We start from the raw sequence: 22,597 nt of genomic DNA on the forward strand, positions 1-22,597 counted from the left end.
GGTACGATGTGTTGACCCGGTCAGCGATCACAACGGAAGGGCTCCCAGGCATGCGCCAGCTCATCATCATCGGTTCCGGCCCGGCCGGGTTCACCGCCGGCATCTACGCCGCCCGCGCGGAACTCGAGCCCCTCATCGTCGCGTCCAGCGTCGAGACCGGCGGCGAGCTCACGAAGACGACCGAGGTCGAGAACTTCCCGGGCTTCCCCGAGGGCATCCAGGGCCCCGACCTCATGATCAAGATGCAGGAACAGGCCGAGAAGTTCGGTGCCGAGGTCCTGTACGACGACGCCGTGTCCGTCGACCTCACCGGCGACGTGAAGCGGGTCACCGTCGGCTCCGGCGAGACGTACGAGGCCCTCGCGGTCATCTACGCGACCGGCTCCGCCTACCGCCACCTCGGTCTCGCCGACGAGGAGCGTCTGTCCGGCCACGGCGTCAGCTGGTGCGCCACCTGCGACGGCTTCTTCTTCCGCCAGAAGAACATCGCCGTCGTCGGCGGTGGTGACTCCGCGATGGAGGAAGCGACCTTCCTCACGCGCTTCGCCGACAAGGTCACCGTGATCCACCGCAAGGACACCCTCCGCGCGTCCAAGATCATGCAGGACCGAGCGTTCAACGACCCGAAGATCGAGTTCGCGTGGAACAAGGAGGTCACCGGCATCACGGGCGACTCCGCCGTGACGGGTGTCACCCTGCGCGACACGGTCGACGGGTCCGAGAGCGAACTCGCGCTCGACGGCCTGTTCATCGCGATCGGCAACGACCCGCGCACGCACCTCATCCACGGCCAGATCGACATCGCGCCGGAGGGCACCATCGCCGTCCAGGGCCGCACGTCGAAGACGAACCTGCCGGGCGTGTTCGCCGCCGGTGACGTCATCGACCCGACCTACCGTCAGGCGATCACGGCCGCGGGTTCGGGCACGGTCGCCGCGCTCGACGCCGAGAAGTACCTCGCCGACCTCGGCGACGACCTCACCGCCGGCGCCACGGGGGAGACCCCGGTCGAGCCCGTCACCGCATCCGCCTAGCGTCCGGCACCGTTCCCCGCCCGGGGATCGCGCCGGTTCGCCCCCGGGGGAATGCACCGGCGGCACCCGCCGTTGCACTCACTGATCGACTTCTCGAAGGAGCACACATGTCCAACGCCAAGGCAGTCACCGACGCCACCTTCTCGGACGAGGTCCTCAAGTCCGACAAGACGATCCTCGTCGACTTCTGGGCCGAGTGGTGCGGCCCGTGTCGCGCGGTCTCGCCGATCCTCGACCAGATCGCGTCGGAGCACGCCGACAAGATCGAGATCGTGAAGCTCAACGTCGACGACAACCCGCAGTCGGCGATGAACTACCAGATCACCTCGATCCCGGCGATGAAGGTCTTCAAGGGTGGCGAGGTCGTCAAGACCGTCATCGGTGCGAAGCCGAAGCCGGCGCTCGAGGCCGACCTCGCAGAGTTCCTCGCGTAGGACCCCACGGAACGGCCCCGCTCTCCTCGGAGAGCGGGGCCGTTCGTCGTTCCCCGGGAGTTCGCACTCGGCCCACACCGTTCCGGTCCACCGGTTCAGGATCGGCCACGCCACGGACCCCGGGTTTCCGGGATCGATGTCGTAGTGTGGCGGGAATGTGAGTGGCGGGCGCGTCCCGCTGGAACGGAGCACTGATGACGAACGGCAACAGCCTCGACCCCTGGTACGACTCCTACGCCCAGCGCACCGCCGGGCTGAGCGCCTCCGAGGTCCGAGCCCTGTTCGCCGTCGCCTCGCGCCCCGAAGTGGTCTCGCTCGCCGGCGGCATGCCGTACGTCTCTGCGCTGCCGAGGGAGCTCGTCACGGGCTCCCTGGACCGCGTCATGGCCGAGGACGCCGCGATGGCCCTGCAGTACGGCGGTGGCCAGGGTCTGCGGTCCCTGCGCGAGCACATCGTCGACATCATGAGCCTCGAGGGCATCCGCGCCAGCGCGGAGGACGTCGTCGTCACCACCGGCTCGCAGCACGCGCTCGACCTCGTCACGCGGCTCTTCATCGACCCGGGCGACGTCGTCCTCGCCGAGTCCCCGTCGTACGTCGGTGCGATCGGCGTCTTCCGCTCGTACCAGGCGGAGACGGTGCACGTCACGACCGATGAGAACGGCCTGGTGCCCGAGGCCCTGCGCGAGGCGATCGCCACCCTCCGCACGCAGGGGAAGCGGATCAAGTTCCTCTACACGATCCCGAACTTCCACAACCCGGCCGGCGTCACCATGAGCCGCGAGCGCCGCATCGAGGTGCTCGACATCTGCCGCTCGAACAACATCCTCGTCCTCGAGGACAACCCGTACGGGCTCCTCTGGTTCGACGAGCCGGCACCGCAGGCGATCCGTTCCATCGACGAGGAGGGCGTGGTCTACCTCGGCTCGTTCTCGAAGACCCTCGCACCGGGCTTCCGCGTCGGCTGGGCACTCGCACCGCACGCCATCCGCGAGAAGCTCGTCCTCGCGAACGAGTCGGCCGTCCTCGCGCCGAACTCGTTCGGGCAGTACGTGGTGAACGCCTACCTCGACGCTGCCGACTGGAAGGGGCAGGTCGACACCTTCCGCGGGCTGTACGCGGAGCGTCGTGACGCGATGCTCTCGGCCCTGGGGGAGTTCCTGCCCGACCTCTCCTGGACGAAGCCGAACGGCGGGTTCTTCGTCTGGCTGACCCTGCCGGAGTCGCTCGACTCGAAGGGCATGCTGCCCCGTGCCGTGAAGGAACTCGTGGCGTACACCCCCGGGACCGCGTTCTACGCCGACGGTCGTGGTGGCGGCAACATCCGTCTCTCCTTCTGCTACCCGACCCCGGAACAGATCCGGGTGGGTGTGAAGCGTCTCGCCACCGTCGTGAACGACGAACTCGAGCTCTTGGAGACCTTCGGGCCGGCGACCCGACCGAACACCGTGGTCCGCTCGACCTCCTCGGTCAGCGCGCCGCCACCGAACGTCTCCTGACCAGCACTTTCATCGTTCCACCTGCAGTACCGGAGGTCCCCTCGCATGGCCGAGCTCACTCGCCGTCACGTCGTCGTCGTCGCCGGCGGGATCTCGCACGAGCGTGACGTCTCGCTGCGGTCCGGCCGCCGGGTCGCCGATTCGCTGACCGGGTACGGCTGGCAGGTCGACCTCCGCGATGCTGACGCATCGCTCCTCCCGACCCTCCGGGAGACCCGTCCGGATGTCGTGTGGCCGGCGCTGCACGGTGCCTCCGGTGAGGACGGCGCCCTGCGGGGCATCCTGGAGGCACTCGACATCCCGTTCGTCGGCTCGCGTTCGACGTCGGCCCGGTTGGCATGGGACAAGCCCACCGCGTCCGCGCTGGTCGCGCGCGAGGGCGTGCGGACCCCGCGGTCCGTCACCCTGTCCCACGACGTCTTCCGGGAGCTCGGCGCCGTCGGGGTCCTCGAGAGCATCGCCGCTGAACACCCGGTCCCGCTCGCCGTGAAGCCTGCCCGGGGCGGGAGTGCACAGGGCGTCACGCTCGTCGACGACGTGAACGACCTGCCGCGAGCCATGGTCACCGCCTACACCTACTGCGACGACGTCGTGGTGGAGCAGCTCATCCGTGGGACCGAGGTCGCGGTGGGCATCATCGACACCGGTGACGGCCCCGTGGCACTCTCCGCCGTCGAGATCGTGCCCCGCAACGGGATCTACGGCTTCGAGGCCCGTTACAACGCCGGCGAGACGACGTTCTACACGCCAGCGCGGCTGTCGGAGGAGTACGCCGCTGCGGCGTCCAGCGCCGCGACCGCAGCCCACGCGGCGCTCGGACTCCGCCACATCTCTCGTGTCGACCTGATCATCGATGCCGCGGGGACACCGTGGTTCCTCGAGGCGAACGTCCTCCCGGGTCTCACCGAGACCTCCCTCGTGCCCCAGGCGCTGTCCGCATCCGGGTTCGACCTCGGTTGGACCTACGCCGAGCTTGCCGAACAGGCCATCCGCGACCACCGGGTCTGACCGATGTCGCGGGTCCATGTTCCACGTGGAACACTCCGCGCGTTGATCGCGGTCGGTGTCGGGCTCGCTTCCGCCTTGACCTTGGGCGAATGGATCCACGCGCGCGCGGCCCATCGCGCCGCCGGACTGCGTGTTCCCACTGCAGGGTCGACGGGGTCTGTGGTCGTCCTCGGGTTCGCCAATCACGGGACTCGTCCGAACGTCGTCAATCGCTGGCGTGCGCGCATCGCGGTGCGGACGGCTCGACGGGCCGAACGATTCGGCGCCACCGTGACCATCATCTGCAGCGGGGGAGCCGTACACGGGGCCGTCCCGGAGGCAGAGCTGCTTCGCCGTCACATCATCGGGTCGTTTGGATGGCACGGACGACTGCTCGTCGAGACCGAGAGTACGTCGACGTGGGAGAACGTTCGGAACGTGGTCCCGCTGATCGAAGACGCCGACTGGGTCGCCTTCGCGTCGAACGGACTGCACGCTGAGAAGGCCAGGATCTATCTTGCGCGGCAGCGTCCAGATCTCGCGGACAAGCTCGTTGCCGCAGAAGACTACCGGGTGGGTGAGGCGGTCTTGCTCAAGCCAGTGTTCGCTGTTGTCGGGCTCGCGAAACTGCGCGCGGTGTTCCACGTGAAACACTGAGTCCGGGCCCTACCGCAGCGGGTTGTCGTCCTCGATCACGAGCCGAAACCGAACCCGGAAAGTGCCTGCGGTGGTGATCGGCTCGCCCCGCGGACGCTCGTCCTCGCTCGAGGGGGCGGGCGGGTGCCTGCTCAGGGGACTCTCGAGCCTGACGAGCTGCTCCTGCGGGCGACCCCGATGGAGTCACCCAACGAGCACGATGAATCCCGGCCCCCTCGACTGGCAGAGCAGTCGCCGGACCATCGGACCACCACAGCAGAGCCCAGCGGTGCGAGGGACACGCTCGCCCGCTCACCGCGGTAGCCCGGGTGACCCTCCGATCAGGATCCCATCACGCGCCTGAGGCGGACCGTGAGCGCAGACATCCGAGTCGATCCAGGACCACTCCGTCACACTGGTAGCCAGCCTCGGGGGAGTTGGCGGCAACGCCCTCGGCTACTTCACGGGCGGTCCGCCTGTTCAACCCAGATCGCAACCGATTCCGACGCCGACGAACGGTGGCCGGTTCCGCGGTATCCGACTCGGGCCGGCGTGCTCCACTACAGCCGAGCCCGCGGATCAGACGCAAATGATCGCAGTCTCCCGAGGCCGGCGTTCTCGGAGTGGAGGACTAACTGGCCCTCCCGCCCGACGCACCGTACGACGATCGGTCCCTGCACGTAGGTACCCCGTGCGATCCAAAGCCAAGACAGTGCCTCCGTGCCGGTATTGCCGGGTACGGCGATAGCCATCCCGCACCGGGCGCTCTGCAACCGGATTCCTCGCCGCGGCCGGGCTGGGTGCAACTTGCGCACGCTCACACCGGCCAGTGGAGACGTTCCACGTGGAACACTGCTCGTCGTCACCTCGGCTAACAGGCAGTGCACGATCATCGCGCGCCGCCAAGCCAGCCAGGCAGGTGCCGAAATCTCAGTTGCCGAGGTTCTCTTGGGGGACTCCCGGCCAGCATCAGGTCGCTACGGGCCCAGGCACGGCGATGTTCCACGTGGAACGCCGCGATTCACGCGGGACGAATCGCCTCAGCGGCCGACAGAGCGCCGTTCGGACCCTTTCCTCGACCCACGGACGCAGCTGACACAAACACCCCGCAGCGGGGGCCCTGCGGCCGCTCAGACCGATCAGTTGGCGACGTCCTGGATGCCGAGCTCGCCGAGGATGCGATTGAGATCGTCGCCGTTCGCGAAGTCGATCGTGACCGAGCTCTTGCGAGCCCCCACGGCGATCTTCACTCGGGTGTTCAGTCGATCGCCGAGCCGCTCGGCCAGATCGTTGAAGTGCACCTGCCGCTTGGACGGTTCCGCCTTCGCCTTGACGGGCGTCTTCGTCGCGAGCTGCTGGGCGATGGCCTCGGTGGCGCGGACGGACAAGTCCTCGTTGACGATCTTCTCGGCGAGGTACTCCATCGCCTCGGCATCCGGTGCAGCCAGGATGGCCCGAGCGTGTCCGGCGGACAGCACGCCTGCGGCGACGCGACGCTGCACGGGGGAGGGGAGACGCAGCAACCGGATCGTGTTGGTGATCTGCGGCCGCGACCGACCGATGCGCTGCGCGAGCTGCTCCTGCGTGATCCCGAAGTCTGCGAGCAACTGCTGGTAGGCCGAGGCCTCTTCCAGCGGGTTGAGGTTCGCCCGGTGCAGGTTCTCGAGCAGGGCGTCGCGCAGCATCGCGTCGTCCGGCGTGTCCTTGATGATTGCCGGGATCGTGCTGAGCCCGAGCTCCTTCGTGGCGCGGAGACGACGCTCGCCCATGATGAGCTCGTACTGCGGGTCCGTCCCGGTCGCACCGGCGATCGGGCGGACGACGATGGGCTGGAGCACGCCGATCTCACGGATGGAGTGCACGAGTTCCTGGAGTTCCTCTTCCCGGAACTCCGTTCGGGGCTGCTGCGCGTTCGGGACGACATCGAGCGGGTTCAGGTTCGCCAGCCGCGCACCGGGCACCGCGACGAGCTCCTCCGCGGTCGGCGCCGACGCGGGGGACGCCGCTGAACCGCCGGTGGGGAAGAACACGTCCACCGGGCGGTCCTGCTGCTCCGTCGCTGTCGGGATGAGCGCGCCGATGCCTCGGCCGAGTCCGGTTCGCTTCGGTGCCATCAGTCCTGTGCTCCTCGTGCTGCGATCTCGGCGGCCGCTTCCAGGTAGGAGAGCGATCCGGTGGAGTTGACGTCGTAGGCGACCACGCTCTGGCCGTAGCTCGGTGCCTCACTGACACGGACCGAGCGTGGGATGACGGCCTCCAGGACCTGGCCCCCGAAGTGCTCCCGGACGTCCGCTGCGACCTGGTTCGACAGGTTCGTCCGGCTGTCGTACATGGTGAGCAGGATCGTCGAGACGCGCAGGTGCGGGTTCAGGTGGCGCTCGATGAGTTCGATGTTCCGCAGCAGCTGGCTCAGTCCCTCGAGTGCGTAGTACTCGCACTGGATCGGGATGAGGACCTCCTGCGCGGCGACGAACGCGTTGATCGTCAGCAGCCCGAGCGACGGCGGGCAGTCGATGAAGACGTAGTGGTACGGCTCGTCGAGGGATCCGAGGTACTCGTCGAGGGCCGTCCGCAAACGCTGCTCACGAGCAACGAGGGAGACCAACTCGATCTCCGCGCCGGCCAGGTGGATCGTCGCCGGCACGCACCACAGGGTGTCCGACTCGGGGGAGCGCTGGACGGTGTCCGCGATCGGAGCCTCGTCGACGATGACGTCGTAGATGCTCGCGACCTCGGCCTGGTGGTTCACACCGAGCGCCGTCGACGCGTTGCCCTGGGGATCCAGGTCGATCACCAGCACGCGAGCTCCACCGTGCGCGAGAGCCGCTGCCAGGTTCACCGTGGTGGTGGTCTTCCCGACCCCACCCTTCTGGTTCGAGACCGTGAACACCCGCGTCTTCGCGGGCAGCGGGAACTGCTGGGTCGCGATCGCTCGGCGCCGCCGGTTCAGATCGGCGATCTCGCGGGCGAGCGGTGTCGACGCGTCGTAGTCGGTCGATGAACTCAACGAGTGCCTCTTCCCCGGTTCGGTGTTTCACGTGGAACGCGGAGCCACTGGCGGCCGGTGGAACCGGCCCGAGCCGCAGCGTCAGTCAACTGTAGCCCGGAAGACCCGCGTGGTCTCCTCGACCACACCGACTCCGAGCTCGAGCACCTCGACGTCCGAGAGGCGCTTCCGGAGGATCACCTTGCGAGCCTTCTCGATCTCGTCCTCGACGCGCGCACCCTTCATCAGGATGAGCTGCCCACCGGAGCGGACGAGCGGCACCGTCAACGGGATGAGCTTCGACAAGGCGCTCACGGCGCGCGCGGTGACCTGGTCCACGACGATGTCGTCCGCGACGTCCTCGGCGCGGGCACGCACCACCGTCACGTTGTCGAGCTCGAGCCGCTCGGCCTCCGAGGTCAGCCAGTCGACGCGACGCTCCATCGGCTCGATGAGGGTGAGGTGCACGTCCGGACGCGCGATCGCGAGGACCAGGCCGGGCAACCCGGCTCCGGAACCGACGTCGGCAACGCGCCCCCGCGCCTCCAGGAGGGGTGCGACAACGGCGGAGTTGAGGATGTGTCGAGTCCAGAGTCGAGGCAACTCGAGCGGGCCGATCAGCCCGAGCTCCTCGCCGCGGCGAGCGAGCTCGTGGGTGAACGAGCGCGCGACCTCGACCCGATCGCCGAACAGGGTGACGGCGGCGGCCGGTTCCGTCTCGAGGACGGGAACGGTCTCCGTCATCGGGTGACGACCGTGTGGCGGTCCCGACCCTCACCCTCGGACTCCGAGTGGAAGCCCTTCTCGGCGACCAGGTCGTGCACCAGCTTGCGCTCGTACGAGGACATCGGGGGGAGTGCCGCCGACGTCGAGCCGGCTTCGATGCGCTCCACGGCGGTGTCGACCAGGCGCTGCAGCTCCGAGGCGCGAGCGTCGCGCGAACCGCCGACGTCGAGGATGAGCCGGCTGAACTCGCCGGTCTCCGCCTGCACGGCGATCCGGGTCAGCTCCTGCAGCGCGGACACGGTGTCCGGCTTCGAGAGGACGCGCAGCGCATCGCCCTCGTCGGTGACCGAGAGGTACACGCGCCCGGCGCGCTCCTCGATCTCGATGTCGCCGTCGAGGTCGCAGATGTCGAGGAGCTCCTCGATGTAGTCAGCGGCGATGTCGGCCTCGTCACGGGTGTCGTCGTCGACGGCCTCGGTTGCGACGGGCGCTGCGATGTCCTGCTCGGTCACTTACTTCTTCCCGTTCTTCTTGGCACGGTTCTTGCCGACCGGCTGCTGACGCTGCGTCGTGACGCGCACGGCCTCGATCTCGGCGGCACCGGCACCGGCACCTGCCTCCGCGAGGACCGGGGTCGCAGCACCGCGACGCTGGGCCTTCTTGGCGAGACGGGCTTCACGGGCCAGCGCGGCCTCGGAGCCGGGCGTGGGCATGCTGCGGATGACGAAGTACTGCTGCGCCATCGTCCAGATGTTGGAGGCGAGCCAGTAGAACATGACGCCGAGGGGGAAGGACAGACCCGAGATCACGAAGACCAGCGGGAGGATGTACAGCATCATCTTCTGCTGCCGGTACATCGGGGACGCCTTGGTCTCCGGGGACATGTTCTTCGCGACGAGCTGCAGCTGCGTGATGAACTGCGAGGCGGTCATCACGACGATCATGAAGCCGGCGATGACGCGGACTTCCCAGCCAGAGGCGTTGGTGAACGTCTCGTGCAGGGGAGCACCGAACAGCGAGGCGTTGCCGAACGACGCGGCGAGGTCGTTCGTCAGCAGGCCGATGCCCGACTTGTTGATCTGCGCTTCGTGCAGCACCGAGTACAGCGAGAAGAAGATCGGCATCTGGATGAGCAGCGGCAGGCAGGAGCTCAGCGGGTTCGTCCCGGTCTCCTTGTAGAGCGCCATGGTCTCGCGGCTCATGGCCTCACGCGAGAACTGGTCCTTCTTGCCCTTGTACTTGTCCTGGATCTTCTTGAGCTGCGGGGCCACCTCGAGCATGCGGCGCTGCGACTTGATCTGCCGCACGAAGATCGGGATGAGCGCGGCGCGGACCACGAACGTCAGGAAGATGATGGAGAGGACCCAGGTGATGCCCGCGCCGGGGTCCATGCCGAGGTTCTCGAAGACCCAGTGGAAGCCGACGAGGATGGCCGAGACCACCCATTTGAGCGGCCAGAGGATCGTACCGATGATGTCCATGGGGACGGTCACGCCTTTCGAGTGCGCTGGGGGAGCAGGACCGGGTGGGAGGACCCGACCGCGGGCTGCGGCTGCTGCTGGTTCGGCGCGAGCACGAACCCGAACCGGTTGACGTCGTAGGGGCGACGCCGTGCACGGACGTCGTCGATGCCCCCGGCTGCCCAGGGGTTGCACCGTGCGATCCGCCACGCGCCCATCGCCGACCCGCGGACGACGCCGTACTGCTGGATCGCTTCGAGGGCGTACCGGGAGCACGAGGGGTGGTACCGGCAGACGTTGCCGTACAGCGGGGAGATCACGGCACGGTACGCGCGCAGCACGACGACACACGCGTTGCGCGGGAGCAACGCGACGGCCCAGGCGAGCCGGGTCCACGGATTGCGGTTCATGCTGCCTTCTCCACACCACGCGCACAGGAGCGCGAGACGTCTTCGAGCAGGGTAGGCCATCCGGCCTGCGCAGCGGCTGGCAGTGCGCGGACCACCACGTCGTACCCGACGGGGATCTCGACGAGCAGCCCCTGCGCGATCGCCTTGAGGCGCCGGCGGACCAGGTTGCGGGTCACGGCGTTGCCGACCGTCTTCGCGACGATGAAGCCGAAGCGCGTCGGTCCGGCGCCCACCGACGGATCGTCCGTGGGACGACGGACCACCGATACGACGGCGTGCGCCGTGGCGCTCCTGCGACCACGACGCACGACGGACCGGTAGTCGTCACCACGGACGATGCGGTTGGCGCGGGCCAACACGATCGTTACCAGGTGCCGAACTGCGAGCGGACCAGGACGGACCCGATCAGGCGCTGCTGGATCAGGCGCTGAGCTCGGTGCGGCCCTTGGCGCGACGGGCGGCCAGGATGGCGCGGCCGGCACGGGTGCGCATGCGGGCGCGGAAGCCGTGCTTCTTGGCACGACGACGGTTGTTCGGCTGGAAGGTGCGCTTGCTCATGATGATCTCCACACGGCTTCGCTGGGGGAACCTCAGCGCGAGCCGTCACGTATGTGTCGCCGTCCGGTGCCGAACGACGCAGATGGGCGCGACCGAACGGCCGCAGTCAACTGGTTAACGGTACGTGACAGCGACGGGCAGGTCAAACGCGGCCTGCTCCGACCGAGCTCCGACGGGCAGCGCACGTTCATTATCCACATTGGGGAAAACGTGCGTTCGGTGCGACGCGCCCCGGTCCTTTACAGTGGGGTGATCGATCCGCCGGTGGCCCGGCAGGACGGGGGAGTCTTCCCGTCGTGCACCCCGCGGCGGTCGTGGACAACACTGTGGACAACCCTGTGGACCACCACGCGGGACGACACGCGGTCCGGGCCGTCGAAGAAGCCACCCGGACGCACGACGACCCGCCAGCACCATCGGGCGGGCGACGCTGCGCCGGCACACGTCCGAGCAGGTCTGGCCTCCACGCGGATCCACCGAACACCACACCGAGCACGACACGAGACCAGGAGACGAGCGCGACATGACGATGCCGGCCGACCCCGTCGAGGACCTCTGGTCATCCGTCCTCGGACTCCTCTCCGAGGACGACCGCATCACCCCGCAGCTGCACGGCTTCCTCAACCTCGTCGAACCGAAGGGCGTGCTCGCCGGCACCCTCTACCTCGAGGTCCCGAACGACCTCACCCGCGGCATGCTCGAACAGCGCATCCGCATCCCGATCACCGAGGCGGTCTCGCGCATCGGAGACGACACCGTCGCGAACTTCGCCATCACGGTGAACCCCGACATGGCCTCCGAGCCGCGGGTCGACACCACGGTCTCCAGTCACGTGCCCGAGTACGCGGAGCCGGTGCAGGAAGCGGTGGAGCAGAGCGCCGCGCCGCGGCAGTACATCGAGGCCCCGTTCGTCCCGAGCCAGATCGACGCCCCGGGGACCAGCGGCCGGCCGGAGTCCCGGCTCAACCCGAAGTACAACTTCGACAACTTCGTCATCGGCTCGTCCAACCGGTTCGCCCACGCTGCGGCGGTCGCGGTCGCGGAAGCCCCCGCGAAGGCCTACAACCCGCTGTTCATCTACGGCGACTCCGGCCTGGGCAAGACGCACCTCCTGCACGCCATCGGCCACTACGCCGAGAGCCTCTACCCGGGCATCCGGGTGCGCTACGTGTCCAGCGAGGAGTTCACGAACGACTTCATCAACTCGATCGCGAACAACCGCTCGAACCAGTTCCAGCAGCGCTACCGCGACATCGACATCCTGCTGATCGACGACATCCAGTTCCTCCAGGGCAAGGACTCGACGCAGGAAGCGTTCTTCCACACGTTCAACACGCTGCACGACCACAACAAGCAGGTCGTCATCACGTCCGACGTCGCGCCGAAGCACCTGACCGGCTTCGAGGACCGGATGCGTTCCCGCTTCGAGTGGGGGCTCATCACCGACGTGCAGGCCCCGGAGCTCGAGACCCGCATCGCGATCCTCCGCAAGAAGGCGCAGTCCGACCACCTGCAGGTGCCGGACGACATCCTCGAGTTCATGGCCTCGAAGGTGTCGAGCAACATCCGGGAGCTCGAGGGGACCCTGATCCGGGTCACCGCGTTCGCGAGCCTCAACCGGACGGCCGTCGACATGGCCCTGGTGCAGACGGTGCTGAAGGACCTCATCACGCTCGACGACGACAACGTCGTGGCGCCGACGGACATCATCAACCACACCGCGGAGTACTTCAAGCTCTCGGTCGACGACCTCTACGGCTCGTCCCGGTCGCAGGCGATCGCCACCGCTCGACAGATCGCCATGTACCTGTGCCGTGAGCTGACGAGCCTCTCCCTGCCGAAGATCGGGCAGCTGTTCGGCAACCGTGACCACACCACGGTCATGTACGCGAACAAGAAGATCACAGAGCTCATGAAGGAGCGTCGGTCGATCTACAACCAGGTCACCGAACTCACCAGCCGGATCAAGCAGGACCGCCGCTACCGCTGACCCACGCCGATCACGGGACCGCCGAGCCGGACGGCTCGCGTCCACGGATCACCGCGACGACTGCCGGGAGGCACGTCCCGCGACCGTCAGATCGGCCTGCCTCTGCGCGCATCCACCATCTGAGACGGTTCCATGCGCCGGACTTCACACAGTGTGGAAAGCCTGTGGATAACTGTGGAGGACACGCCGGTCGGTTGTTCACAGACGAGGGGTCGCCTGTGGAGACTGGGGATGGAAGTGGATAGATGAGATTTCGTCATCCAGAGGTCGCCCACACACCGCTCACAAGTCACACGGTTGTAGTTCCCTGTCACCGAGCGGCATCCCCAGGGTTATCCACAGTGTGCACAGGCGTTAACACCATTACTCCTGGTTAACGATTGATCTCAGCGGGCCAACCTTGTGGACGGCGGGATGACAAGAAATCCGGGCCCGGTCGGGCTGTGCCACAATGGGGCGGCCGGACAGTCCAACCGATCGACAGGGGTTCCAGCTGTGAAGTTCGAGGTCAACCGGGACGTCTTCTCCGAAGCCGTCTCCTTCGCGGTGAAGCTCCTCCCACAGCGCACGACCCTCCCGATCCTCTCGGGCGTCCTCATCCACGCCGAGGGCGACCGACTGACGCTCTCCTCGTTCGACTACGAGGTCTCGGCGCAGACGTCCATCGCCGCGCAGATCGACGACGCGGGCACGGTCCTCGTCTCGGGCCGGCTGCTGAACGACATCGCGAGCCGCCTGCCGAACGCCCCGGTCACCTTCACCACCGAGGACTCGAAGATCTCGGTCACCTGCGGTTCGGCGCACTTCACGCTGCTGTCGATGCCGGTCGAGGAGTACCCGACCCTGCCGGAGATCGGCGCGCAGACCGGTGTCATCCCGGGCGACGCCTTCTCGGAGGCCGTGTCCCAGGTCGCCGTCGCCGCCAGCCGTGACGACGTCACCCCGGTCATCACCGGCGTGCAGCTCGAGGTCGGCGACAACGACCTCTCGCTGATCGCCACCGACCGCTACCGCGTCGCCGTCCGCACCATCGCGTGGGACTCCGGCCGCGTCGGCTCGGAGCCGCTGCACGCACTCGTCCCGGCCCGCACCCTGCAGGAGGTCGGCCGCACGTTCGGTTCGGCGTCCACGGTGTCCGTCTCGATCAGCGGCTCGTCGGACCGCGAGCTCATCGCGTTCCACGCCGACGACAAGACCGTCACGTCGCTGCTCATCAAGGGCAACTACCCGCCGGTCCGCCGGCTCTTCCCCGAGACCGTCGAGGACCACGCGGTGATCAACACCGCGGAGCTCGTCGAAGCGGTCCGACGGGTCTCCCTCGTCCTGGAGCGCGAAGCAGCGCTCCGGTTCTCCTTCACGGTCGACGGGCTCACGCTCGAGGCGATCGGTTCCGAACAAGCGCAGGCGTCAGAGTCGATCAGTGCGTTGCTGACCGGTGGGGAAACGGTGGTCTCGTTGAAGCCCGCCTTCCTCCTGGACGGGTTGAACGCGGTGCACTCCGAGTTCGTCCGGATCTCCTTCACCAAGACGGAGAACCCCAACAAGCCGGGCCCGGTGCTCATCACCGGCCAGACCTCGCAAGAGGCCCCGGCGACGGACGGATACCGGTACCTGCTGCAGCCCAATCTCCTGCTGCGGTAAGCGCAACAGCCGAACACTGCGCTGACGCGCCATCCCTGCATCAGCGCGACGACGAACAGAAGAGGAAATCATGCACATCGGTCTTGTCGGCCTCGGTCGCATGGGCAACAACATGCGTGCCCGTCTCCGCAACGCAGGCATCGAGGTCACCGGCTACGACGCGAACCCCGCCGTCTCGGACGTCGCCGACCTCGGCGCACTCGCCGCGGCACTGCCCGAGGGCAAGAAGCTCGTGTGGGTCATGGTCCCGCACGGCAAGATCACCGACGACGTGATCACCGACCTGTCGAACGTCCTGAGCGAGGGCGACCTCGTGATCGACGGCGGCAACTCGAAGTGGCTCGACGACGAGGTGCACGCCAAGCAGCTCGACGCGAAGGGCATCCGCTACATGGACGCCGGTGTCTCCGGTGGCGTCTGGGGCAAGGAGAACGGCTACGGCCTCATGGTGGGCGGCGCCCCCGAGGACGTCGAGTTCGCGATGCCGGTCTTCGACGCGCTCCGTCCCGAGGGCCCCCGCGAAGAGGGCTTCTCGCACGCCGGCGGCGTCGGCGCGGGCCACTACGCGAAGATGGTCCACAACGGCATCGAGTACGCGATCATGCAGGCGTACGGCGAGGGCTACGAGCTCCTCGAGGCGAAGGACATCGTCCACGACGTCCCGGCGGTCTTCGCCGGTTGGCAGCGTGGCACGGTCGTGCGCTCCTGGCTGCTCGACCTGCTCGTCCTCGCGATCAACGAGGACCCGAAGCTCGACGAGCTCGAGGGCTACGTCGACGACTCCGGCGAGGGCCGTTGGACCCTCGAGGAAGCGATCGAGCTCGCGGTCCCGATGCCCGCACTCTCCGCGGCGATGTTCGCCCGCTTCGTCTCGCGTCAGGGCAGCGAGTCCCCGACGATGAAGGCCGTCGCGGCGCTCCGCAACCAGTTCGGCGGCCACGCCGTCAAGAAGGCGTAGCTCAGGTAACCACCTGAGCTCGTCTCGGCCCGCGTGCACGTCGACCACCTGCAACTCACCGACTTCCGGAACTACCGGGAGGCGGACGTCGACCTCGCACGCGGGCCGAACCTGTTCGTCGGCCGCAACGGCCAGGGCAAGACCAACCTCGTCGAGGCCATCGGCTACCTGTCCACCCTCGGGTCGCACCGGGTGCCGACCGATGCCGCGCTCGTCCGGCAGGGCTGCGACGCCGCGATCGTCCGTGCCCGACTCGCGCACGAGGACCGCAGCATCCTCGCCGAGGTGCAGATCAACCGCACGGGCTCCAACCGGGCGCAGGTGAACCGGGCGGCGATCAAGCCGCGCGAGCTCCCGCGCTACTGCACGAGCGTGTTGTTCGCACCGGAGGACCTCGCGCTCGTCCGTGGCGAACCGGGTGGGCGACGCCGGATGCTCGACGAGCTCCTCGGCCAGATCGCCCCGCGCATGCAGGGCGTCCTCGCCGACTACGACCGGACGCTCCGGCAGCGCAACACCCTGCTCAAGTCGGCCCGTGCGACCGGCGCGAAGGCGGGGTCGCTCGCCACGCTCGACGTCTGGGACGAGCGACTCGTGGCCTTCGGCGCCGAGATCGTCGCCGCGCGTGACCACCTCACCCGACGGCTCGCCCCCTTCGTCGCCGAGGCCTACGCGACGGTCGCGGGCGAACGGCACGAGGCGTCGATCGCCGGCGTGCTGAGCATCCGCGGCGGCGACCCGGAGGACGCCTCCGCCACCGACCCCGTCCTCGGGACACCGGACGAGCCGGTCACCGTGGCCGCCGCCGCCGAGGCGTTCCGGGCCGCGCTCGACCGGCGTCGTCGGGACGAACTGGACCGGGGTCTGACCCTCGTCGGCCCGCACCGCGACGATGTTCTGTTCCAGCTGAACGGGTTACCTGCCCGCGGGTACGCCAGTCACGGGGAATCCTGGTCGTTCGCGCTCGCCGTGCAGCTCGCCAGCGCCTCGATCCTCCGCGCGGAGTCCTCGCTCGGCGACCCGATCATCATCCTCGACGACGTGTTCGCCGAACTCGACGAATCCCGGCGGGAGCGCCTGGCCGGAGCGGTCGCCGACTACGAGCAGGTGCTCATCACCGCCGCGGTCTTCGGCGACGTGCCCGAGCAGTTGGCCGCGCACACCGTCCGGATCGAGGCCGGCACGATCCTGCCGGACGAGGCGGAGCCGAGCCGCGCCTCCAGTCCGACGGAGCCGACGGCGGTCCCGACGCCCGACGCCGCCGCGCCAGACGCAGCTGCGACCGACGCCGCCACGGCTGACGCAGCCACGGCTGACGGCACCACGGCTGACGGCGCCGCGGCAGACCGCCCCGCGACCAACGCCCCCGCGACCGAAGCCGGCGTCTGATGCCGAAGCCCTGGAAGCCGACCGAGCCGTCCCGGGTGTACCGGCACCTCCGCGCGGTCTTCGGCGACCCGTCGAAGCGCGGCGTCGACGCACGCCGTCGGCGGATGAAGGGACTCGACCCCGACTCGGTGCCGTACGGGCGCGGCCGCGAGCCGGCAGGACTCGGCGACGTCGTCGGGTCCCTCGCCCAGGAACTCGGGTGGACCGAGCCGCTCGCCCGCTCCGAGCTCTTCGTCGACTGGCCCGCCGTGGTGGGCGACGAGCTCGCGAAGCACTCGCGTCCGATGACCATCGACGACGGCGCGCTCGTCATCCGGTGCGACTCCACGGCGTGGGCGACGCAGCTCCGGCTGATGCGGAGCACCATCACGACGACCATCGCCGAGCGGCACCCGGAGGCAGGGGTCGAGTCGATCAGGGTTTCCGGCCCCGACGCCCCCACCTGGAAACGCGGTCCCAGGACGGTCCAGGGCCGTGGTCCTCGCGATACTTACGGTTGACCTGACGAAATCATCCTCTGGTGCCAGATTCGCCCGCTGAACGGCCGATTCCACCCTCGGGAGAGGGGGTCCTGAGGTAGACTGGGAGGTGCAGTGTGCGGGTGTTCCGCGCGCAGGCAGGAGCACCTTCGAATGACATCCGGATCTGACGACGACCGACAGGACTCGTCCGGCGAGCAGACCCCGCAGAACGACCAGGCGTACGGCGCAGACCAGATCCAGGTGCTCGAGGGGCTCGAGGCCGTCCGGAAGCGCCCGGGCATGTACATCGGGTCCACCGGTCCGCGCGGTCTGCACCACCTCGTGCAGGAGATCGTCGACAACTCCGTCGACGAGGCACTCGCGGGGTACTGCGACACCATCGAGGTCACCATCCGTGAAGACGGCGGCGTCCGCGTGGTCGACAACGGCCGTGGCATCCCGGTCGGCATCCACGCGGCCGAGGGCGTCTCCACCGTCCAGGTCGTCCTCACCGTCCTGCACGCCGGCGGCAAGTTCGGCGGCGGCGCGTACGCGGTGTCCGGCGGCCTGCACGGCGTCGGGTCCTCCGTCGTGAACGCGCTCTCGAGCGAGCTCGACGTCGAGGTCCGGCAGCAGGGGCACGTCTGGCGGCAGAGCTACACCGACGGCGTCCCCGTCGCACCGCTCTCCAAGGACGAGGCAGACGACGGCCACGGCACGACGATCACGTTCTGGCCGAACGCCGACATCTTCGAGACGGTCGTCTTCGACTACGAGACCCTGCGCACCCGGTTCCAGCAGATGGCCTTCCTCAACAAGGGCCTCCGGATCTCGCTGCAGGACGAGCGCACCCCGGCCGACGGGGAAGAGTCGCGCAAGGACTCCTTCCTCTACGAGCGCGGCCTCGCGGACTACGTCGAGTACCTGAACGCCCAGAAGAAGGCCGACCTGGTCCACCCGGACGTCATCGGCTTCGAGGCGGAGGACCCGGAGCGCAAGATCGCGCTCGAGGTCGCGATGCAGTGGAACACCTCCTACCAGGAGAGCGTCCACACCTTCGCGAACACGATCAACACGCACGAGGGCGGCACCCACGAAGAGGGTTTCCGCGCGGCGCTGACGTACCTGGTGAACAAGTACGCGCGCGAAGCGAAGATCATCAAGGAGAAGGACGACAACCTCACGGGTGACGACATCCGCGAGGGCCTGACGGCCGTCATCTCGGTGAAGCTCGGCGAGCCGCAGTTCGAGGGCCAGACGAAGACCAAGCTCGGCAACACCGAGGCCAAGGGCTTCGTCCAGCGCGTCGTCGGCACCGAGCTCACGCACTGGTTCGAGAGCAACCCGACCCAGGCCCGTGACGTCGTGCGCAAGGCGATCCAGGCCTCGCAGGCTCGTCTCGCCGCCCGCAAGGCCCGCGAGACCACGCGCCGCAAGGGGCTCCTGGAGTCGGGTGGCATGCCCGGCAAGCTCAAGGACTGCCAGTCGAAGGACCCGACGCTGTCGGAGATCTTCATGGTCGAGGGTGACTCCGCCGGCGGCTCCGCCGTGCAGGGGCGCAACCCGATGACGCAGGCGATCCTCCCGCTCCGCGGCAAGATCCTCAACGTCGAGAAGGCCCGTCTCGACCGCGCCCTGGCGAACCAGGAGATCCAGTCGATGATCACGGCGTTCGGCGCCGGCATCGGCGAGGACTTCGACCCGGACAAGGCCCGCTACCACAAGATCGTGCTGATGGCCGATGCCGACGTCGACGGCCAGCACATCACCACGCTGCTGCTGACGCTGCTGTTCCGCTACATGCGTCCGCTCATCGAGCGCGGCTACGTGTACCTCGCGCAGCCGCCGCTGTACCGCCTGAAGTGGTCGAACTCGGCGCACGAGTACGTGTTCAGCGACCGGGAGCGCGACGCCCTGATGCAGGCCGGACTCGCCGCCGGCAAGCGCATCCCGAAGGACAACGGGATCCAGCGCTACAAGGGTCTGGGCGAGATGGACTACAAGGAGCTGTGGGACACCACGATGAACCCGGAGACCCGGACGCTCCTGCAGGTCACGCTCGAGGACGCCGCCGCGGTGGACAGCGTGTTCGCGACGCTGATGGGTGAAGACGTCGAGTCCCGTCGACAGTTCATCCAGCAGAACGCGAAGGACGTCCGCTTCCTCGACATCTAGGGCCGGGAGGCGCGGCGTGAGCCGCGCGGTCCAGTCCTGACCACCTGTGGTCGCGCCCGGCGCGACCGACGGAACCACAGCCTCCAGGCTGTCCAGAAAGGGAACGAAGCCACATGGCTGACGACAACGAGAACGGCGCCGACGAGCAGCCCGAGATCGTCCACGGCGACAGCGGGGACATCGTCGTCTCCGGCGACCGCATCTCGCAGGTCGACCTCCAGCTGGAGATGCAGCGGTCGTACCTCGACTACGCGATGAGCGTCATCGTCGGTCGTGCGCTGCCCGAGGTCCGCGACGGCCTCAAGCCGGTGCACCGCCGCGTGATCTACGCGATGTTCGACGGCGGCTACCGCCCGGACCGCGCGTTCTCGAAGTGCTCGCGCGTGGTCGGCGACGTGATGGGGCAGTTCCACCCGCACGGCGACACCGCGATCTACGACACCCTGGTCCGACTGGTCCAGCCGTGGTCGCTCCGCTACCCGCTCGCGCTCGGACAGGGCAACTTCGGCTCGCCGGGCAACGACGGCGCCGCGGCCCCGCGGTACACCGAGACCAAGATGGCACCGCTCGCCATGGAGATGGTCCGGGACATCGACGAGGACACCGTCGACTTCCAGGACAACTACGACGGTCGCACCCAGGAGCCGGCGATCCTGCCGGCACGCTTCCCGAACCTGCTCGTCAACGGCTCGGTCGGCATCGCGGTCGGCATGGCGACGAACATCCCGCCGCACAACCTGCGCGAGGTCGCCGAGGGCGCGAAGTGGTCGCTCGAGCACCCGGACGCCACGCGTGAGGAGCTGCTCGCGGCGCTCATGCAGCGGATCAAGGGCCCGGACTTCCCGACCGGCGCGCAGATCCTGGGGACCAAGGGCATCCAGGACGCCTACCGCACCGGCCGTGGTTCGGTCACGATGCGGGCGGTCGTCAACGTCGAGGAGATCCAGGGCCGCACCTGCCTGGTCGTCACCGAGCTGCCGTACCAGGTCAACCCCGACAACCTGGCGATCCGCATCGCCGAGGGCGTCAAGGACGGCAAGCTCGCCGGCATCGCGGACATCCGCGACGAGACCTCGGGTCGCACCGGGCAGCGCCTCGTGATCGTGCTGAAGCGCGACGCGGTCGCCAAGGTCGTGCTGAACAACCTGTACAAGCACACGCAGCTGCAGGAGAACTTCGGCGCGAACATGCTCGCGATCGTGGACGGCGTGCCCCGCACCCTCGCGCTCGACGGGTTCATCTCGGCGTGGGTCGACCACCAGATCGACGTCATCGTGCGCCGCACGCGGTTCCGCCTGCGCGAGGCCGAGAAGCGCGCGCACATCCTGCGCGGCTACCTGGCGGCACTCGACGCACTCGACGAGGTCATCGCGCTCATCCGTCGCTCGCCTGACGTCGAAGAGGCCCGCACCGGCCTGATGGACCTGCTGTCCGTCGACGAGATCCAGGCGCGCGCCATCCTCGAGCTGCAGCTCCGCCGCCTCGCCGCGCTCGAGCGGCAGAAGATCCACGACGAGGCCGAGGAACTCGAGCGGAAGATCGCCGACTTCCAGGACATCCTCGCGTCGGAGACCCGGCAGCGCACGATCATCGGCGAGGAGCTCGACGAGATCGTCGACCGCTTCGGCGACGACCGCCGCACCGAGATCATGTTCGGCTTCGACGGCGACATGTCGATGGAAGACCTCATCCCCGAAGAGGAGATGGTGGTCACCCTCACCCGCGGCGGGTACGTCAAGCGCACCCGGAGCGACAACTACCGCTCGCAGCACCGCGGCGGTCGCGGGGTCAAGGGTGCGCAGCTGCGCGCCGACGACATCGTCGAGCACTTCTTCGTCACGACGACGCACCACTGGCTGCTGTTCCTCACCGACCAGGGCCGGGTCTACCGCGCCAAGGCGTACGAACTGCAGGAAGCCAGCCGCGACGCCAAGGGGCAGCACGTCGCCAACCTGCTCGCGCTCCAGCCGGACGAGCAGATCCAGCAGGTGCTCGACATCCGTGACTACGAGGCGGCGCAGTACCTCGTGCTCGCAACCGAGCACGGCCTGGTCAAGAAGACGGCGCTCATCGAGTACGACACGAACCGCACCGGCGGCATCATCGCGATCAACCTGCGTGACGGCGACAAGCTCGTGCAGGCGCTCCTCGTCGACGAGCACGACGACCTGCTGCTCGTCTCGAAGCACGGCATGTCGCTCCGCTTCACCGCGACGAACGACACCCTGCGCCCGATGGGCCGGTCGACCTCCGGCGTGAAGGGCATGTCCTTCCGCGACGGCGACGCGCTCCTGGCAGCACGGGTCGTCTCGGACGACGGCTACGTTTGGGTCATGACCGAGGGCGGCTACGCCAAGCGCACCTCCGTCGACCAGTACCGCGTGCAGGGCCGCGGCGGACTCGGCATCAAGGTCGCGAAGCTGGCCGCCGACCGGGGCGACCTTGTGGGTGCTCTCATCGTCGGCGAGGACGACGAAGTGCTCGTCGTGCTGCAATCGGGCAAGGTGGTAAGGTCTGCCGTGGCCGAGGTGCCCGCCAAGGGTCGCGACACGATGGGTGTGGTCTTCGCGAGGTTCGCGGAGAACGACCGGATCATCGCGGTGGCCCGGAACACCGAGCGGAACCTGGACGACCAGGACGACGCCGAGATCGAGCCCGCGGGCCCGGTGGAGACGGTCAGCCCTGATGCAGCGGCGCCGGAACCCACTGACCCCACCGACAACGCGCCCATCAACCCCGCGCCCGTCGCCGACGAGGCCGGAGAGGACCAGTCAACCAATGAGTAGTGTCGCCGAGAAGCTCCAGAAGAAGGCGAAGCGGCCCGTCGGCACCCGTCAGGTGCGACTGCGGCTCGTGTACGTCGACTTCTGGTCGATGGTCAAGCTGAGCTTCCTCATCGCCCTGGCCGGCTCGATCGTGATCGTCGTCGCCACCGCCCTGGTCTGGGTCATCCTGAACCAGACGGGGGTGTTCACCCAGATCGACGCCCTGCTCAAGGACGTCACCGGGCAGAGCAACTACTCGATCATGGACCAGTTCTCGCTGGGCCAGGTGCTCGGGTTCTCCATCGTCGTGGGCATCCTCAACGTGGTCGTCGGCACCGTGCTCGGCGCGATCGTGAGTGTCCTCTACAACCTCAGTGTTCGGATCACGGGCGGACTGCTCGTGGGCTTCACGAACAACTGACACACCCGGGCCGGATGGGTAGCACCGCTCGATTTCGTTCTGCGGGATCGGTACGGTAGGCTTTCAT

General features: G+C 68.2%; 21 protein-coding genes. 13 read left to right on the forward strand and 8 right to left on the reverse strand.

Annotation, left to right across the window (positions count from 1 at the left end; translation table 11 throughout):
- Nucleotides 1–50: 50 nt before the first annotated feature.
- From trxB to ACRQ4B_RS02925, 5 genes are all read left to right on the forward strand, one after another.
- On the forward strand, nt 51–1,034 hold the full coding sequence (gene trxB / locus ACRQ4B_RS02905) for a thioredoxin-disulfide reductase (RefSeq protein WP_439693190.1): 984 nt from the start codon (nt 51–53) through the stop codon (nt 1,032–1,034).
- Between the two features lie 107 nt (nt 1,035–1,141).
- The gene (trxA, locus tag ACRQ4B_RS02910) at nt 1,142–1,468 is read left to right on the forward strand and encodes a thioredoxin (protein ID WP_144711714.1); all 327 of its coding nucleotides are present in this window, start codon (nt 1,142–1,144) and stop codon (nt 1,466–1,468) included.
- A gap of 194 nt (nt 1,469–1,662) precedes the next feature.
- A complete protein-coding gene (locus tag ACRQ4B_RS02915; RefSeq protein WP_439693191.1) occupies nt 1,663–2,967 on the forward strand; it encodes a PLP-dependent aminotransferase family protein in 1,305 nt (434 codons plus the stop codon).
- 45 nt (nt 2,968–3,012) lie between these two features.
- Entirely contained in the window at nt 3,013–3,975 is a 963-nt protein-coding gene (locus tag ACRQ4B_RS02920; protein ID WP_439693192.1) for a D-alanine--D-alanine ligase family protein, read from the forward strand.
- A 3-nt stretch (nt 3,976–3,978) separates the two neighbouring features.
- Nucleotides 3,979–4,611, forward strand: a complete 633-nt coding sequence (locus ACRQ4B_RS02925) for a YdcF family protein (protein WP_439693193.1) — start codon at nt 3,979–3,981, stop codon at nt 4,609–4,611.
- 1,118 nt (nt 4,612–5,729) lie between these two features.
- Here the strand turns inward: ACRQ4B_RS02925 and ACRQ4B_RS02930 are convergent.
- The 8 genes from ACRQ4B_RS02930 to rpmH all read right to left on the reverse strand — a co-directional run bounded on the left by ACRQ4B_RS02930 (nt 5,730) and on the right by rpmH (nt 10,730).
- Nucleotides 5,730–6,704, reverse strand: coding sequence for a ParB/RepB/Spo0J family partition protein (locus ACRQ4B_RS02930; protein WP_439693194.1), 975 nt, complete (start codon nt 6,702–6,704; stop codon nt 5,730–5,732).
- Nucleotides 6,704–7,597, reverse strand: coding sequence for a ParA family protein (locus ACRQ4B_RS02935; RefSeq protein WP_439693195.1), 894 nt, complete (start codon nt 7,595–7,597; stop codon nt 6,704–6,706). The genes ACRQ4B_RS02930 and ACRQ4B_RS02935 overlap by 1 nt, the downstream gene beginning before the upstream one ends.
- 81 nt (nt 7,598–7,678) lie before the next feature.
- The gene (gene rsmG, locus ACRQ4B_RS02940; RefSeq protein ID WP_439693196.1) at nt 7,679–8,320 is read right to left on the reverse strand and encodes a 16S rRNA (guanine(527)-N(7))-methyltransferase RsmG; all 642 of its coding nucleotides are present in this window, start codon (nt 8,318–8,320) and stop codon (nt 7,679–7,681) included.
- Nucleotides 8,317–8,814, reverse strand: coding sequence for a protein jag (locus ACRQ4B_RS02945; RefSeq protein WP_439693197.1), 498 nt, complete (start codon nt 8,812–8,814; stop codon nt 8,317–8,319). The genes rsmG and ACRQ4B_RS02945 overlap by 4 nt, the downstream gene beginning before the upstream one ends.
- Nucleotides 8,815–9,783, reverse strand: a complete 969-nt coding sequence (gene yidC, locus ACRQ4B_RS02950; protein ID WP_439693198.1) for a membrane protein insertase YidC — start codon at nt 9,781–9,783, stop codon at nt 8,815–8,817.
- An 8-nt stretch (nt 9,784–9,791) separates the two neighbouring features.
- Nucleotides 9,792–10,172: a membrane protein insertion efficiency factor YidD gene (gene yidD / locus ACRQ4B_RS02955; RefSeq protein WP_439693199.1), complete on the reverse strand. Its 381-nt coding sequence runs from the start codon at nt 10,170–10,172 to the stop codon at nt 9,792–9,794.
- On the reverse strand, nt 10,169–10,531 hold the full coding sequence (gene rnpA / locus ACRQ4B_RS02960) for a ribonuclease P protein component (RefSeq protein ID WP_439693200.1): 363 nt from the start codon (nt 10,529–10,531) through the stop codon (nt 10,169–10,171). Before rnpA ends, yidD begins: the two co-directional genes overlap by 4 nt.
- 61 nt (nt 10,532–10,592) lie before the next feature.
- The gene (gene rpmH / locus ACRQ4B_RS02965; protein WP_058724833.1) at nt 10,593–10,730 is read right to left on the reverse strand and encodes a 50S ribosomal protein L34; all 138 of its coding nucleotides are present in this window, start codon (nt 10,728–10,730) and stop codon (nt 10,593–10,595) included.
- 523 nt (nt 10,731–11,253) lie between these two features.
- Between rpmH and dnaA the strand changes: the two genes are divergently transcribed.
- From dnaA to ACRQ4B_RS03005, 8 genes are all read left to right on the forward strand, one after another.
- Nucleotides 11,254–12,720 carry a chromosomal replication initiator protein DnaA gene (dnaA, locus tag ACRQ4B_RS02970; RefSeq protein ID WP_439693201.1) on the forward strand — a complete coding sequence of 489 codons (1,467 nt, stop codon included), beginning with the start codon at nt 11,254–11,256 and terminating at the stop codon, nt 12,718–12,720.
- Between the two features lie 495 nt (nt 12,721–13,215).
- Nucleotides 13,216–14,361, forward strand: coding sequence for a DNA polymerase III subunit beta (dnaN, locus tag ACRQ4B_RS02975; protein ID WP_439693202.1), 1,146 nt, complete (start codon nt 13,216–13,218; stop codon nt 14,359–14,361).
- Nucleotides 14,362–14,431: 70 nt separating this feature from the next.
- On the forward strand, nt 14,432–15,319 hold the full coding sequence (gnd, locus tag ACRQ4B_RS02980; RefSeq protein WP_092385584.1) for a phosphogluconate dehydrogenase (NAD(+)-dependent, decarboxylating): 888 nt from the start codon (nt 14,432–14,434) through the stop codon (nt 15,317–15,319).
- 33 nt (nt 15,320–15,352) lie between these two features.
- A complete protein-coding gene (gene recF, locus ACRQ4B_RS02985; RefSeq protein WP_439693203.1) occupies nt 15,353–16,708 on the forward strand; it encodes a DNA replication/repair protein RecF in 1,356 nt (451 codons plus the stop codon).
- Complete coding sequence (locus ACRQ4B_RS02990) at nt 16,708–17,208, forward strand: DUF721 domain-containing protein (RefSeq protein ID WP_439693204.1); 501 nt, start codon at nt 16,708–16,710, stop codon at nt 17,206–17,208. Before recF ends, ACRQ4B_RS02990 begins: the two co-directional genes overlap by 1 nt.
- A 132-nt stretch (nt 17,209–17,340) precedes the next feature.
- Nucleotides 17,341–19,344 (forward strand): DNA topoisomerase (ATP-hydrolyzing) subunit B, encoded by a 2,004-nt coding sequence (gene gyrB, locus ACRQ4B_RS02995; protein WP_439693205.1) that lies wholly within the window; start codon nt 17,341–17,343, stop codon nt 19,342–19,344.
- A gap of 113 nt (nt 19,345–19,457) precedes the next feature.
- Nucleotides 19,458–22,130, forward strand: a complete 2,673-nt coding sequence (gyrA, locus tag ACRQ4B_RS03000; protein WP_439693206.1) for a DNA gyrase subunit A — start codon at nt 19,458–19,460, stop codon at nt 22,128–22,130.
- Entirely contained in the window at nt 22,123–22,530 is a 408-nt protein-coding gene (locus ACRQ4B_RS03005) for a DUF3566 domain-containing protein (RefSeq protein WP_439693207.1), read from the forward strand. Before gyrA ends, ACRQ4B_RS03005 begins: the two co-directional genes overlap by 8 nt.
- The last annotated feature ends 67 nt before the right edge of the window (nt 22,531–22,597 follow it).

Origin of the sequence: Curtobacterium sp. SP.BCo (genome assembly GCF_051903265.1) — a bacterium.
Taxonomy (GTDB): domain Bacteria; phylum Actinomycetota; class Actinomycetes; order Actinomycetales; family Microbacteriaceae; genus Curtobacterium.